This is a genomic window from Corynebacterium aquilae DSM 44791, from assembly GCF_001941445.1.
Lineage (GTDB): Bacteria > Actinomycetota > Actinomycetes > Mycobacteriales > Mycobacteriaceae > Corynebacterium > Corynebacterium aquilae.
This window is the reverse complement of record NZ_CP009245.1, coordinates 1,955,379-1,970,318: the sequence shown is the minus strand read 5'-3', so window position 1 is coordinate 1,970,318 and position 14,940 is coordinate 1,955,379. Positions and strand designations below refer to the sequence as shown.

Sequence of the window (14,940 nt, the reverse complement as noted above, 5' to 3'; positions counted from 1 at the left end):
GCCTGGCTGTTTGTTAGTGTTGTGGGAACTGCTGAAGTTCTGCGTCGGCGCCCGAATGGGGGTAACTGGGGGTATTGCTGGTCGTAGTGGGGTGGTGGTGTCGTTGGGACTTTGGGGTGCTTAACCGCATGTGAACAGCTTGGGCAAGTAAAACTGAACAAAGCTGTCCATTAAGGGTGTGTTTGTGCTGTACACAATCGTCTTTTGGCACCTAGAATGGGCGTCTATGTCATCACAAAGTCCACTTATGGAAAATTATCAACTCGGAATCACGGACGTGCTCCGCAGGACACCGGCTGGTCGGGTGCCTTTTTCGGTGGAATTTATGCCACCACGAGACGACACTGCCGAACAGCGGCTGAATCGTGCCGCAGCAACTTTCCATGACTTGGGTGCAAGTTTCGTCTCTGTCACCTATGGTGCCGGCGGCAGCACGAGGGCACGCACGCAGCGTGTTGCCGAACAGCTTGCCCAGAAGCCATTAACGACTCTCGTGCACCTGACTTTGGTGGAGCACACTGAAGACGAGTTGCGTGACATCCTCAAGGCTTACGCTCACGCGGGCTTATCTAATCTGCTGGCGCTTCGCGGCGATCCGCCCGGGGACCCGTTGGGGGAGTGGACTCCGGTTGAAGGCGGACTGCGCTATGCCAGCGAACTGATCGAGCTGGTGCGTTCGATTGATGAGTGCGCGCACTTTGATATCGGTATCGCATCTTTCCCCGAAGGTCACTATCGGGCGAGCACTCTCGAAGAAGATACTTTGCACACGGTCAATAAGCTGCGGGCTGGCGCGAATTACTCCATCACTCAGATGTTTTTCGACCCGGAGTACTATCTGCGGCTTCGAGACAGGATCGCAGCTTTGGATCCGGTGCAGGGAGAAAAGCCGATCATTCCTGGTCTGATGCCGATTACTTCTCTACGATCCGTGCGTCGCCAGGTCGAGCTGTCGGGTGCACACCTTCCCCGAGAGTTGGAGGAGCGTCTAGAAAAGGCCGCCCGTGGCGATGAACAAGCCAATCGCGATGACATCCGCAAGGTGGGTATTGAATATTCCACCGCGATGGCGGAGCGTCTCATTGCAGAAGGAGTGCCGGACTTGCACTTCATGACGCTGAACTTTGCGCGCGCTACGCAGGAGGTGCTGCACAATTTGGGTATGGCGCCGGCGTGGGATGCAGCCCACGGCCAGGACGTTTTGCGTTAATTTCCCCTGTTGTTCTTGTCGGGTGCGACTTAGGGGTGGGGTTGGCGCTCGGCGAGGGGTAGCGGGGCGCCCAAAATGGCAAAGGGTCGTTCGTCGCCGGGAAAGTGGAAGTGTCGGAGAACGTCCGTGAAACCCAGATCCCGGTAGAGGTGGAAGGCCCTGTTGTGCTCATCCGGGACTTCCGGTGTGGACAGCAGTATTTTCTCAGCGCTGGTGGTCTGGGCAAGTTTTTCGATCAGTTGCCTGCCGATGCCTTGTCCCTGCTGGGTGGGGTGGACGTGAACTTCGGTGAGTTCGAAGTAGTTGTGCAGGACGTCGGTGCTTAAGCCCCGTTCGATGAGTCCTTGGCGGACGTTGCTGTGCCACCAGTCGAGGTGGGTGCCGAGGGAGCCGTAGGCCACGCCGATGGGGGTTGGGAGGCTATTGGGGTCGTCGACCTCGGTGTGGAAGGCCACAACAGCGCTGAAACCCGGCTGGTAGATAGCCCGGATCCAGGCGGGGACTCGGTGGTCGAACATCTCTTTGGGGTAGTCCATTGCCGAGAGATAGATGTCCACCAGTCGGGGGCATAGGGCCGCGAACTGGTGGGGTGCAACGTGCTCGACGGAAAAACTCACTTTTCCATCGTGGCACGTGTGGAGATTTTTGTCTGGGCATTACTGGATTTCTTCCCCGGAGTGCAGTCGGTTGGTGGTGCTACTTTGTGCTTTTGGGGTCTTCGCCAGCTTGTTCGGGATTGGGGGACTAGCAGTGTTTCGATTGGGCGGGGTTTTTGCTCGAGAGAAGCGAGGTGGGGGAGGGATGGTTTTCCACAGGGGATAGAAAACTTGTTCGAAGATTTGTAGAATGGTCTTGCGGACGTCCTCTTAGAGTGACGGCTAACAAAAACACCACATGCTTGCTCGCGCCAATGGGTGAGCGCGGTGATAAGAGTTTGACGAAAAGGAGATGGCCATGGCTGTCAAGGAGAATGCACTTTTTGTGGTCCCGGCACAGGCTGTGCAGGGGCATGACCGCGCGCCGGTGCGCATTCCCTCGGCGACGCTGTCGAAAATTCGTCATTCTGCGAAGGCTGGTACGCGTTCGCGAAGCCGTGAATCTTTCTTGGAAAGCGCCGATGCCTTGCTTGAACAGGCGCTGGCGGCGCGAGCTTCACAAGATCTGGCTACTGCCTTGGAGTATGCGTATCAGGCGGGTTTGCGTACTGCCGGTGCCCGCATTGCCTCCTCCCCGGTGATTGCTGCCCGCAAGCGTCTTCCTTCCGGGGCGTGGGAGCAGTTGGCTCTCGTCGGTGCGGAATCTGCCGCGTGGGCGGAAAAGTTGGGTTCGTTTTCGCGGATTCGTTCGCGTGTTGCCAGTGGCATTGAGCCGCATGTGCCTGTGGACGTGCTAGATGAGCTCATCGCGCTGGTGCAGGATTTCAATGCGCAGACTGTTGGTGGAGAAGGTCACACTGCGGCTGCTGCATAGCGGTGACAATCCTTGTGGGTGTTAAGGCTGGGGTAGAACTTCTGTGAATTGTTCGCTGTGGCCGGAACTTTGTCGGTAGTGTTGTCGTTACATGAATAAACCGCCTGTGCGCACCATGCTGTGAAACCACCGCAGTACACGCCCACTCGTCGACAGGCCCCGTGTTGGGCTGTTGGGGAAGTGGTGATGGTTGGCGCACGGGCACCGCGTGCACGTTGCTGTTGGCGGGTGAAGGTCGATGCCGTTTCGGTCGGTATTTGCGTTCGTCCTACAATGGAGTGCAGGCCAAACGATATTGCATTACCCATTGCATACAGGAGGAACAGTGGCTCTATCTGAGCAGGAGCAGAGGATGCTTCGCGAAATTGAAGCCCAGTTGTATGCTGACGATCCGGCCTTTGGTGGCGCTGGTGCGCGCAAGCCGGGTTTCAGCGCTAAGGCTGTGGCGTTCGGGCTGCTCGGGCTGGTGCTGCTGATTGGCGGTATCGCCCTGTTCACCATTTCGCATTACTTTATGTGGCTGTCTGTGGTCGGCTTCGTGGTGATGTTCGGTACCGGTATTTGGGTTTTGCAGGGGGGATCCTCCGATGATGCCGAGGATGCTTCCGTCTCGCTGTCGCGTGGTCCGCGTGGGGTGAGCAAGATGCCGAAGTCTGCGGGGGATTCGGGCTTGGGTCAGCGCATGGAGGATAACTTCCGCAAGCGTTTCGAACAGTAACGTCTGTGATGTTGGTTGTGTAGCAACCGCGCAGAGGGTCAGCGTGATGCTGGCCCTCTTTTTTTATGCCTGAAGCGTTGTGGCCCCACACTGGCCCACCGCGCCCCACCGGGACGCGGGTTTTTGCGATTTCTCCCTTTTGCCCCACTTTGCCCCACGCCAGTCATATCTGCTGTGGGGCATGTTTGGGTTTTTGCTTCGTGCTGTGGGTAAAAGTGCTGGTTATTCGCTCTATTTGGGTTTGTAGGGTGGTGGGTTTGTGGGTGGGTGGGGGAGGTGTTGCGTGGTTTGGGTGGGGGTGCTGTGGGGTTGGCGCCCCACCTGAAGTTCCTGTAGTTGACCAGCGCTTTAATGCTTAATTGAAAGAAGTTTTGGTGTTTTTTCTTCCGAATGTGGGGCAAAGTGGGGTATTGTGGGGGACGCGTAAAGGAAGAGTGTCTCAAAGTTTCATATCTGTCGCTGGCTGCTTCGGCTATTCGGCGAGGTGAGACGGGGAGATACGACGCCTGCGCAGCCCGGAGGTTTTGGCCTTCAGGTGACGATCATGACTCTGCAGCATGGGAAGGACGGTGCCAGTTCAGTGTTTCTTGGCACCTACACGCCCAAGCTGGATGACAAAGGGCGATTGACTTTGCCCGCCAAGTTCAGGGATGAACTTGCCGGCGGACTGGCGATCGTTAAGGGGCAGGATCGCAGCCTGGCGGTGCATCCGAAGGAAGCTTTCGAGCAGCGTTTGCGCAAAGTGGCCGAAAAGTCGCGGTCCAATCCGGAGGCGCGTGCCTTCATCCGCACGTTGGCGGCCAGCGCCGATGAGCAGCGCCCCGACGGCAACGGCCGCATCAAGTTGTCCGCCGAGCACCGGGAATACGCGGGCTTGACGAAAGACTGCGTGGTCATCGGTTCCGTGGATTTCCTCGAAATCTGGGATGCGGAAGCCTGGGCGACCTACCAGAAGGAAAACGAAGCAACGTTTTCCGCTGGCGAGGATGCTGTGCTGATGGAACTGCTCTAGCGGGACAACCTCGACAACTAAACAACCTGAATTCTTCACCGCGTTTTTGCGGTGAGATTCGAGTCAGAGTGCGTGTACGAACTCTGCTCGGGCTGTAAGGGACCAATCTCTGGTGCACTTCCCCAACATCAGAGGGTCACTACGTCCGAGCGGAGCTCTGTACGCACTCTGCCTGGCCGCCCCGGGGCGGCCACATTTTTCTCTAGTTCACACCACGAATCCTTGCCTTAAGGGGGGTGCCATCATGGCTGATCAGCACGACATTCATGCCGATTTGCAGGCCAACCATGGTCACGTCCCCGTGATGCGGGATCGAGTCACCGAACTGCTCGCCCCCGGGGTGCAAGCCCTGGGCAGCAACGCGGTCATCATCGACGGAACCTTAGGTGCTGGTGGACACACCGAGCATTTCCTTCGGACCTTCCCCGACGCCTTCGTGATCGGGCTCGACCGGGATGAGATCGCGCTCAGCGGGGCTCGTGAAAGGCTGGCTGGCTTTGGCGAACGCTTCGTCGGGGTGCACACCCGCTTCGATGGGGTTGCCGAGGTCCTAGCTGAAGGGCAGGGGCCGGCCTTCGACGCCGCTCGCGCACACGGGGTCGCCGCCGCACTTTTCGACCTGGGGGTTTCTTCCATGCAGCTCGACCAGGAAGAGCGAGGTTTCGCCTACCGGGTCGATGCGCCCCTGGACATGCGGATGGACAAACGCCTTAACGTCACCGCCGCCGACATCCTCAACACCTACAGCCACGGCGATCTCGCACGAGTCCTCAAGGAATACGGCGATGAGCGATTCGCCGGAAAAATCGCGTCAGCGGTGCTCAAGGAACGTGAAAAGCAGCCCTTCACCACCTCTGCGCGACTGGTCGAACTGCTCTACAACACCATTCCCGCCGCCACCCGCCGCACCGGCGGCCACCCCGCCAAGCGCACCTTCCAGGCGCTACGCGTGGAGGTCAACAGCGAACTGGACTCGCTGGCGCAACTCATCCCCACCATGAGCGCACACATGGCGGTGGGGGCAACGATGGTGTTCATGAGCTACCAGTCCCTCGAAGACGTCATCGTCAAAAAGGCACTCAAAACCCTCACCACCTCCACCACCCCGGCGGGTCTGCCCATCGACCTGCCCGGCACCGCACCTGACTATGAGCTACTGACCCGGGGTGCAGAAAAAGCCACCCCGGAAGAAGTGGACAGAAACCCCCGCTCCGCGCCGGTCAGAGTCCGCGCCGCACGGCGCGTACGAGCCGAACAACTGACAGACACCCCCGACACCATCAAGGGAGCGTAAACCGCGATGACCATGGCAGCACCTCACCAGTCCCAGCAGGCCACCGCACGCGTCAGCACGACCCGGCCCTTGCGCACCACCGGGCCTGCGGCGCTGCGCACCCGACCGGCCACACCCGGTGTGCGTCGCCCCACTACGCTGCCCAACACCACCGGCACCACCGTACTGCCCAGCCGCACCCGCGGCCGGCGAGTGCCGATGCCGAAATCCGATCCGGCGTTCATCCGCTTCGCCGTGATCCTCACCGCGCTCCTCATCATGGGCGTCGCCATCACCATGTTCTTCAGTGGCCAAGCCACCAAACAATCCTTCGAACTAGCCCAGCTCAAAGCCAACGAAGAACTCCTCGACAACCAGATCGATACCCTCAACCGCAACGTCCGCAACGCCGGCAGTGCCGCCGAAATCGCACGGCGCGCTGTGGAAATGGGCATGGTTGTTCCGGATCAACCCGGTGTTTTGGCAGTAAACGATAAGGGTGAAGTCGTACAGTTGCGAGAAGCGGACCCGTCCAAGACCCGCCCGCTGGTCGACATCAACGGCGAAAAAATCAAGCCACTGGCACCGACCACCAACCCGGCAGACGTTGCCGCAGTCGCCGACCAGGTCGTCCCCGCACCCCAAGCAATCCCCGGGGCAGGAGCCAACCTGCAGCCACTGCCAGCAACCGCACCCTACGAGGCCACGCGAAGGGATAATCAGTGAGCCCACGCGACGAGCGTAACCCGCGGCGACGAACCCCACGCCCCGCACCCAACCAAACCCCCCAACAGCGCCGCACCACAGGCGCCGGTCAGGGGGGTCGTGGTGTTTCCAGCGCACCCCACAACCGGGCCGAAGGTGCGCCCAGCCTGCTGAGCAAGGTACGGCAACAGCTCACCTACGATCCGGCGACCCAACAACATCGCAACGCCAGCACCACCTTTTCCTCCCGCTCCCGCATCCTGCAACTCGTGGTGCTCACCCTCGTGGTGCTCATCGTCATCCGCATCGGTTGGCTTCACGCCTTCCACGGCAACGAACTCAAAGCCAACGCCCTCGACCAGCGCACCCGCATCTACAATGAACCCCCACGGCGCGGCGCCATCCTCGACCGCAACGGGGCGAACCTCGCGTTCACGCTGCCCGCCCGCTCCCTGACGATCAGCCCCAACCGAGTGCGACTCGATGCCCAAGAGCCCGCCCGCTACAACCCGGCCAACACCGTCGACAAACAACTGACCACGCTGGCCAACAAAATCCACGACGCCGTCGCCCAATACGGCGGCGCCGCCATGGCCGAAAAAGTCAAAGTCGACGACATCCTGGACACCCTGCACAAAGACAGCCAGTACGAAGTCCTCATCCGCAACGTCGACCCCGACATCGCCACCCTCGTCGCCCGCGATGTTCCCGAAGTCGCCGCCGACCGCCAAGACATCCGCCAATACCCCAACGGGGCCATCGGCGAAAACATCATCGGTCGCACAGAAATGAGCGGCGTCGGCCAATTCGGACTCGAAGCCAGCGCCGACTCCACCCTGTCCGGCCACGCCGGCATGCGCAAACAAGAAGTCTCCGTACGCGGCCAAGTCATCCCAGGCTCCCTCGAAGAAACCCTGCCGGTCACCAACGGCTCCTCCATCGAACTGACCCTCGACATCGACCTCCAGGCCTACGTCCAGCAACAGCTCGAACAAGCCGTCGCGAACTCCGGAGCAAAAACCGCCTCCGCCGTCGTCCTCGACGCCAAAAACGGCACCGTCCTCGCCATGGCTAATTCCGGCACCGTCAACCCCAACGGTGACGTCGCCAAACAGCTTGAAGAGGGCAAAGACTTCACCAACGAATCCCTCTACGCCGCCTTTGAACCCGGCAGTGTCGCCAAAATCGTCACCGCGGCAGGCGCCATCGAAGACGGCAAAACAACCCCCGACGAAGTGCTCCAAGTACCGGGCCAGATCACCATGGGATCCGCCACCGTCAAAGACGCCTGGGAACACGGCGTGGTTCCGTACACCACCACCGGCGTGTTCGGAAAATCCTCCAACGTCGGCACCCTGATGCTGGCCCAGCGCGTCGGCGAAGACCGCTTCGCCAGCCTGCTGAAAAAATTCGGCGTCGGCACCCCCACCGGTATCGAACTCCCCGGAGAAAACCCCGGATTCCTGCCCCCGAAAGACCAATGGTCCGGCGGAACCTTCGCCAACCTCCCCATCGGCCAAGGCTTCTCCCTGAACCTGCTCCAAATGGCCGGTATCTACCAAACCGTCGCCAACGACGGCGTGCGCGTCGAACCGCGCATCATTAAAGACGTCATCGGACCCGACGGCACCGTCACCACCCCAGACCCCGCCCCCAGCCACCGGGTGATTTCCCCAGAAACCGCCGCCACCCTCCGCAGCATGTTCCAGGCAGTCATCCAACGCGACCCCACCGGAGTGCAACAAGGCACCGGCGCGGGTGCCGGCGTCGAGGGCTATCAAATCGCCGGTAAAACCGGCACCGCACAGCAGATCGACCCCAACTGCAAGTGCTACTCCAACTCCAACTACTGGATCACCTTCGCCGGCATCGCCCCCGCAGACGACCCCCGCTTCGTCATCGCGCTCATGCTCGATAACCCCCAGCGCGGCGTCCACGGTGAAGGCGGACAATCCGCCGCGCCGCTGTTCCACGACATTGCCTCCTGGCTACTCGACCGAGACAACGTGCCCCTGTCGCCGCCGCCCCCGGGCCAACTGATTCTGCAAGCCCCCAACTGACAACCCCACCCCACCGCATCGGCAACCCGCCGATGCGGTGGGGTGAAGCTTTTCAAACCCCCAAGGCCCACTGCCCGCCGGGAGTGCGAACACTACCGCAGTGCACCGGCAACACTGCCTGATCATCTTCGGCACATTCATCTTTTCGGCTAGGCTTAGACGACTAGAACACAGCCATGCATATGGCATGGCTGGCGCGCACCAGACCCACCGGGCCGCTCACCCAGTGGTTGAAAACACCTAAGGGCGACGGTGCGCACTGAGAGGAACGAAGAGAGGGAGCAGCGTGTCGATTACCTTGGAGCATCTCGCTGAAGTTGCCGGTGGCCGTATTGTTCACCCCGCCGAGCTAACCGTCGCCGGAATCAGCATCAACGCCCAGGCATGCGGCCAGCAAGACGTATTTGCGGCCGTCCCCGGCACCCGCGCCCACGGCGCTGAATATGCCGCCGACAGCGCTGCCGGGGTCATTATCACCGACGCCGACGGCGCCGCAATCCTGCAAGCCGCCGGCGATACCCGCCCCCTGGTGGTGGTCGACAACGTTCGCCGCGTCCTGGGGCCGACCAGCTCCGAACTCTACGGCAACCCCAGCCACAAACTGACCATCATCGGCATGACCGGAACCAGTGGCAAAACCACCACCAGCTACCTGGTGGAGGCAGCGCTGATGAAAGCCGGACACTCCGTGGGCTTGATCGGCACCACCGGCACCCGCATCAACGGCGAACCAATCCCGACCTCCCTGACCACCCCGGAGGCCCCGACCCTGCAGCAGCTGTTTGCCACCATGGTCGACAAGGGGGTCACCCACGTAGTCATGGAAGTGTCCTCCCACGCTATTACCCTCGGTCGAGTCGCGGGCACCCGCTTCGCGGTCAAAGGTTTTAGCAACCTCTCCCAAGACCACCTCGACTTCCACCACAGCATGCAGGAGTACTACGAGGCGAAAGCCCAATGGTTTACCGACCTCAACGACGACTGCCGAGCCGTGGTGGTCCTCGCCGACCAGTGGGGTGCCCGACTGGCCGAAGAACACGCCGACTTCGCCGACGCCGTAGACGTCAACGCGGGCATCGATGCTCCCGCACGCTTCGTCGTTCGCGATGCCATCCCCACCGAGGGTGGCGGGCACAGTTTCACCTTCGTGGACGAAAAAACCGGCAAACAAACCGTGGTCACCCTGCCGTTGCCCGGCCGCTTCAACGTCGCCAACGCGGCGCTCGCCCTGGGCATGCTGGCCGAGGTGGGCGAAGACCTGCACTCGTGTGCGAACGCACTGCGCGAGCTGGCGGTACCCGGCCGGATGGAACGCGTCGACGTCGGCCAGCGGTTCATCGCCGTGGTGGACTACGCCCACAAGCCCGCTGCAATCGCAGCTGTATTGGAAACTCTGCGCGGCCAAGTACCGGGCCGGATCGGCATCGTCGTCGGCGCCGGCGGCGATCGTGACGCTGGCAAACGCCCCATCATGGGTGCCGAGGCAGTCAAAGGCGCCGATTTCGTGGTGATCACCGATGACAACCCGCGTAGCGAAGACCCCGAGCTGATTCGTGATGCGGTGGAAGAAGGCGCCCACGCCGCCCGCCGCGAACTCGACCGGGAAGTCGACGTCGTCGTCATTGGGGACCGTGCCCGCGCCATCGACGCGGTCGTCAACTGGGCCCAACCAGGTGACGCCATCGTGGTCGCCGGAAAAGGACACGAAACCGGCCAGTTGATTAATGGGGTAACCCACCCCTTCGACGATCGGGTAGAGCTGCGACGCTCCCTGATGCAGCGCGCTCAGCGTGGCCGACTATAAAAACCACCCACAGCTCACTGTCTCCCCGGTGTGGCTTGCCCGGGCACAAGACGCGAAGGGGCACCGGCGCTGAGGTTTTAACAAAAAATAACCCGTCCGGGCCGGCGGCGCTGTTCCCCATGCGTCCAGTATTCTAAGATTTCTTTAAGGAAAGGTCGCGTGGGTGTACGCCCGCCGAAGTTTTCCGGGGCGTTGCACTGCGCCTTTGAGCCTATGCCGGCTGCTGCCGGTAGATTTTTCACTAACTAGTGGCGCCACCGCCCACACCAGCCTGCACATTGTCCTACGCCCCCGTTAGCGGGACGCTAGGCATGTGTGGGGCGCACCAGCTTAACCATGAGGCGAGACCAATGATTCCTTTAACTCTGGACGAGATTGCAACCATCACCGGTGGAACCTGCGATCTTGTCGACGATCCCAGCATCCAGGTCACCGCCGGGGTGGAATTCGACTCCCGCAAACTGCAACCCGGCGGGTTGTTTGTGGCCTTGCCGGGACTACGGGTCGACGGTCACGATTTCGCCCGCGACGCGGTAAAAAACCATGGTGCGGTGGCCGCGTTGGCTGCCCGTCCCGTGGACGCCCCAGCGGTCATCGCGCCCGCCCAAGAGCAGCCCGAAGACAACGCGGAAGCCTTCGCCAACGATCCGACCGGTGCTGCAGCGACAGTGCTGGCCGCCATGTCCGCACTAGCCCGCCACGTCGCCGACGATCTGGTGCACCGCGGCATGACCATCATTGGGGTCACCGGTTCTGCGGGTAAGACCTCCACCAAGGACATGATGGCTACCGTGTTTTCCGCGGCCGGCCCCACCGTGGCGCCGCCGGGAAGCTTCAACAACGAAATCGGCCACCCGTACACGGTGTTGAAGTGCGACCGGACAACCAAGTACCTGGTTGCTGAAATGTCCGCCCGCGGGCTGGGGCACGTCGCCCACCTCGCGCAGGTTGCGCCCCCACGCATCGGCGTGGTGCTCAACGTCGGCACGGCACACCTGGGGGAATTCGGCGGTCGCGAAGTCATCGCCCAAGCAAAGGGCGAACTCGTCGAAGCACTGCCCGCAGCAGCCGACGGCGGGGTGGCGGTACTCAACGCCGACGATGCTTTTGTCTCCGCGATGGCTGAGCGCACGCAAGCTAAAGTGGTGCGATTTAGCACCCAAGACCCGGCAGCCGAATACTTCGCTGACGAGATCACCTTGGACGAACTGGCGCGCCCCAGCTTCGTGGTGTGCCATGCACAGCACCGCATCCCGCTGACCTTGCACGTCTCCGGTGAACATCAGGTTGCCAATGCCTTGGCCGCGATCGCCGCCGCCGTGGAATCCGGGATCGCCCTGGAAAAGGCGGTGGAGGCGATGGCACACCACACCGCCGCAAGTGCCAACCGCATGGACATCCAGTCCCGCCCGGATGGGCTCACCGTGATCAACGACTCCTACAATGCTAACCCCGACTCCATGCGCGCCGGCATTGATGCGCTGGCTCGAATTAGCGCGGCACGTGGTGGGGCACACACCATCGCCGTGTTGGGCCAAATGGGCGAGCTCGGCGAGGCCTCCACCGAGGAGCACGTCGCCCTGGCGGAGGTGCTGCACGAGCGTGGTATTAGCACGCTGGTCGCGGTGGGAACTGGGGTGCACACTGGGGCTTTGGCGAACCGCGCCGCCGAGATCGGAGTTCACACCATGACCGCCGACAGTGTGGATGCCGCCATCAATCTCGTCGAAAACGAACTCGCCACGGTGATTGCCGACGGTGTACCCTCCCCAGTGGTCTTGGTGAAGGCCTCCTACGCCGAAGGACTGTGGCGAGTCGCACACGGACTCGTCGGGAACCCGGCCTAAACTACTCATTTTGCTGTCGCGCACCGCACGGCAGTTCAGAGTGAACGAAAACAACCACACGCCACTTAGCTCAACCACCCAAAGGACCGACTACACGTGCAACAGATCATTATCAGTGGGGCATTAAGTTTCCTGGTGTCGATCTTCTTCACCCCAGCTTTGATCCGCTTTTTCAGCGCCGAAGGTTTGGGCCAAGAGATCCGCGAGGAAGGACCGAAATCCCACCTGCGTAAGCGTGGCACCCCCACCATGGGTGGCATTGCCATCTTGACTGGCATCGTTGTCGCCTATGTGGTGACCAACCTGATTTCCCTAGCCCGGGGCACCGGCGGGTTTACCGCCTCCGGATTGATGGTCTTGGGCTTGACTGTCTGCTTAGGTCTTCTGGGCTTTGCCGATGACTACATCAAGCTCGCAAAGGGACGAAACCTTGGTCTGAACAAGAAGGCCAAACTCATCGGTCAGCTTGGCGTGTCTTTGGCTTTCGGTTGGGGCGTGCTGCAGCTGCCCAACGCCCAGGGGCTGACCCCCGGCTCCGGGAAGCTGTCGTTTATCCGCGACATTGACACTTTCCCCATCAAGGTTTCGGTGACGGTCTTGGGCTTGGTGATGTTCCTGGTGTTCATCACTATTGTCATCAGTGCTTGGTCGAATGCGGTCAACCTGACTGATGGTTTGGATGGCCTGGCGGCCGGTTCGACGGCCATGGTGATGGGCGCCTATGCGTTGATCACGTTCTGGCAGTTCCGTAACTCTTGTGCGGTGCATGCCGAGCCGGGCTGCTACCAGGTGCGAGACCCCTTGGATCTGGCAATTTTGACCGCTGCTGGCATGGGCGCATGCTTGGGCTTTTTGTGGTGGAACGCCGCCCCGGCAAAGATCTTCATGGGCGACACCGGCTCTTTGGCACTCGGTGGTCTGGTCGCCGGTATTTCGGTGGCCAGCCGCACCGAACTGCTGATGATCATCATCGGTTCCCTGTTCGTGATGGAGGCCGCCAGCGTGGTCATCCAGGTGGCTGTCTTCAAGACCCGCGGTACGCGCTTTTTCCGAATGGCTCCCTTCCACCACCACTTCGAAAATGGTGGCTGGGCGGAAACCACTGTGGTTATCCGTTTCTGGCTGATTACCGCGATGGCGTGCTTGGTGGGTATCGCGTTGTTCTACTCGGAATGGTTGACAGCAGTCAGCGTGTAGCCCGCGTGTAGTGAGTTTTGTGGCAGGTGTTCTTCCCTCAAGGTGGGGGAGGGCACCTGTTTTTGTTGCGAAAGCCTTGGGGTGGGATGAAAAATGCGCGGTGCTACCTGTGTCAGCGGGACGATTGTGGTGGGTGGGGCAGTAGTATCGGCACGGTATAGACCACCTATGCGTCGGTGAAAGGTTGTGTTTTCCGTATCGTGTCGAACGAAAAATTTTCCCAGCAAGTGCCCAGTAATCTTCAGGGCACCGTGTTGGTGTGCGGTGCGGGCGTGTCCGGTGCCGGGTGCGCACACATGCTCACCACCTTAGGAGTGGATGTCGTTGTCGCCGACGACAATGAGACCGCGCTTTTGCGGGTCACTGAAGCGACCGGGGCGCGCGGTATTGACACCGCCACCGCCGCCGAGCGCATGGACTCGTTTAGCGCCGTGGTGACTTCTCCGGGCTGGAGCCCGGCTAGCCCGCTGCTGCAAAAAGCTCAGCAGGCGGGACACACCGTCATGGGCGATGTGGAGTTGGCGTGGCAGTTGGATCAGGCTGGGTGCTTCGGCGCTCCCCGCACCTGGCTGGTGGTCACCGGAACCAATGGCAAAACCACCACTACAGCCATGTTGGCCGCCATGATGGATACCGGGCAAGCCAAAGCCCAAGCGGTCGGCAACATTGGGGTTGCCATTGGTGATGCTTTGACCGCGGCGGAGCGGATCGACATCCTGGTCGCGGAGATGTCCTCCTTCCAGCTGCACTGGTCGGATACTTTGCACCCCGCTGCCGGAGTCTTGCTCAACATCGCTGAGGATCACCTCGATTGGCACGGCGGCATGCCGGGCTATGCGGCGGCGAAAGCTAAGGCGTTAACCGGTGACGTGGCGGTCGTGGGGCTGGATTGCCCCGCCGCGGTGGCTCAGCTGGAGCGACTCAACGATCCCAACACCACCGTGGTGGGTTTCACCTTAGGTGCGCCTGCTGAAGGCCAGTTGGGTGTGGTTGATGGAATGCTCTACGACAATGCCTTTGGCCATGGTGCGTTGTGTTCTGCGGCAGGCATTTCCCCGCCCGGTCCCGCAGGTGTCAGCGATGCGCTAGCGGCGGCCGCGGTGGCGTTGTCTCAGTCGATTCCGCCGGCCGATATCGTTTCCGCCTTGGAAAGCTTCGAAGTGTCCCAGCACCGGGGCCAAATCGTGCACAGCGTGGTGGTTGAGGAAAACCTGCCTCCCATTGTGTTTATCGACAACTCCAAGGCCACCAACCCGCACGCCGCCGACCAGGCGTTGGCAGGCCACGACAAGCTCGTGTGGGTGGCCGGAGGCCAACTCAAAGGTGCTGAGGTTGCCGGGTTGGTGCGCGATCATGCCCACCGCTTGTTGGGAGTATCGATCATCGGTGTCGACGCGCCGCTGATTGCCGCTGCACTTGATGAGTACGCCCCGGATGTGCCGTATACGGTGGTTGCTACCACCGACCCGGCGCAGGCGATGGATGAGGCGATGCAGGCGGCGTTGCGTTATGCGCAGCCGGGTGCTGCGGTGGTGCTTGCGCCGGCGGCAGCCTCACTGGACATGTACACCGGGATGAGCCAGCGCGGAGACATGTTCGCGCATGCCGCCCGCGCTTTGACGGCCACCAGCTAAGGAGACAGGG

Annotated in this window: 12 protein-coding genes; 11 read left to right on the top strand and 1 reads right to left on the bottom strand. The window is 61.3% G+C overall.

Annotated elements, in window-relative coordinates:
• The first annotated feature begins 247 nt into the window (after positions 1-247).
• The gene (gene metF / locus CAQU_RS08290; protein ID WP_075726833.1) at positions 248-1,210 is read left to right on the top strand and encodes a methylenetetrahydrofolate reductase [NAD(P)H]; all 963 of its coding nucleotides are present in this window, start codon (positions 248-250) and stop codon (positions 1,208-1,210) included.
• A 29-nt stretch (positions 1,211-1,239) separates the two neighbouring features.
• Here metF and CAQU_RS08285 read toward each other — a convergent pair whose 3' ends face one another.
• Positions 1,240-1,827, bottom strand: a complete 588-nt coding sequence (locus tag CAQU_RS08285) for a GNAT family N-acetyltransferase (RefSeq protein ID WP_075726831.1) — start codon at positions 1,825-1,827, stop codon at positions 1,240-1,242.
• Between the two features lie 337 nt (positions 1,828-2,164).
• Between CAQU_RS08285 and CAQU_RS08280 the strand changes: the two genes are divergently transcribed.
• The 10 genes from CAQU_RS08280 to murD all read left to right on the top strand — a co-directional run bounded on the left by CAQU_RS08280 (position 2,165) and on the right by murD (position 14,930).
• Positions 2,165-2,680 (top strand): SAV_6107 family HEPN domain-containing protein, encoded by a 516-nt coding sequence (locus tag CAQU_RS08280; RefSeq protein ID WP_169836034.1) that lies wholly within the window; start codon positions 2,165-2,167, stop codon positions 2,678-2,680.
• A 325-nt stretch (positions 2,681-3,005) separates the two neighbouring features.
• Positions 3,006-3,398, top strand: coding sequence for a DUF3040 domain-containing protein (locus CAQU_RS08275; protein ID WP_075726829.1), 393 nt, complete (start codon positions 3,006-3,008; stop codon positions 3,396-3,398).
• Positions 3,399-3,978: 580 nt separating this feature from the next.
• Positions 3,979-4,410, top strand: coding sequence for a division/cell wall cluster transcriptional repressor MraZ (mraZ, locus tag CAQU_RS08270; RefSeq protein ID WP_075726827.1), 432 nt, complete (start codon positions 3,979-3,981; stop codon positions 4,408-4,410).
• 244 nt (positions 4,411-4,654) lie between these two features.
• Complete coding sequence (gene rsmH, locus CAQU_RS08265) at positions 4,655-5,704, top strand: 16S rRNA (cytosine(1402)-N(4))-methyltransferase RsmH (RefSeq protein WP_075726825.1); 1,050 nt, start codon at positions 4,655-4,657, stop codon at positions 5,702-5,704.
• Positions 5,705-5,716: 12 nt separating this feature from the next.
• On the top strand, positions 5,717-6,409 hold the full coding sequence (ftsL, locus tag CAQU_RS08260; protein WP_157108954.1) for a cell division protein FtsL: 693 nt from the start codon (positions 5,717-5,719) through the stop codon (positions 6,407-6,409).
• Positions 6,410-6,645: 236 nt separating this feature from the next.
• Positions 6,646-8,448: a peptidoglycan D,D-transpeptidase FtsI family protein gene (locus tag CAQU_RS08255; RefSeq protein ID WP_075728590.1), complete on the top strand. Its 1,803-nt coding sequence runs from the start codon at positions 6,646-6,648 to the stop codon at positions 8,446-8,448.
• A gap of 286 nt (positions 8,449-8,734) precedes the next feature.
• Positions 8,735-10,252, top strand: coding sequence for a UDP-N-acetylmuramoyl-L-alanyl-D-glutamate--2,6-diaminopimelate ligase (locus CAQU_RS08250; protein WP_075726821.1), 1,518 nt, complete (start codon positions 8,735-8,737; stop codon positions 10,250-10,252).
• 350 nt (positions 10,253-10,602) lie between these two features.
• Positions 10,603-12,099, top strand: a complete 1,497-nt coding sequence (locus CAQU_RS08245; protein WP_075726819.1) for a UDP-N-acetylmuramoyl-tripeptide--D-alanyl-D-alanine ligase — start codon at positions 10,603-10,605, stop codon at positions 12,097-12,099.
• Positions 12,100-12,195: 96 nt separating this feature from the next.
• Positions 12,196-13,296, top strand: coding sequence for a phospho-N-acetylmuramoyl-pentapeptide-transferase (gene mraY, locus CAQU_RS08240; RefSeq protein ID WP_075726818.1), 1,101 nt, complete (start codon positions 12,196-12,198; stop codon positions 13,294-13,296).
• A gap of 197 nt (positions 13,297-13,493) precedes the next feature.
• Complete coding sequence (murD, locus tag CAQU_RS08235; protein WP_075728588.1) at positions 13,494-14,930, top strand: UDP-N-acetylmuramoyl-L-alanine--D-glutamate ligase; 1,437 nt, start codon at positions 13,494-13,496, stop codon at positions 14,928-14,930.
• The last annotated feature ends 10 nt before the right edge of the window (positions 14,931-14,940 follow it).

Excerpts from the sequence above, each read along its gene's own strand:
- metF (WP_075726833.1), top strand. The coding sequence starts at position 248 with ATGGAAAATTATCAACTCGGAATCACGGACGTGCTCCGCAGGACACCG.
- CAQU_RS08280 (WP_169836034.1), top strand. The coding sequence starts at position 2,165 with ATGGCTGTCAAGGAGAATGCACTTTTTGTGGTCCCGGCACAGGCTGTG.
- rsmH (WP_075726825.1), top strand. The coding sequence starts at position 4,655 with ATGGCTGATCAGCACGACATTCATGCCGATTTGCAGGCCAACCATGGT.
- ftsL (WP_157108954.1), top strand. The coding sequence starts at position 5,717 with ATGGCAGCACCTCACCAGTCCCAGCAGGCCACCGCACGCGTCAGCACG.
- CAQU_RS08245 (WP_075726819.1), top strand. The coding sequence starts at position 10,603 with ATGATTCCTTTAACTCTGGACGAGATTGCAACCATCACCGGTGGAACC.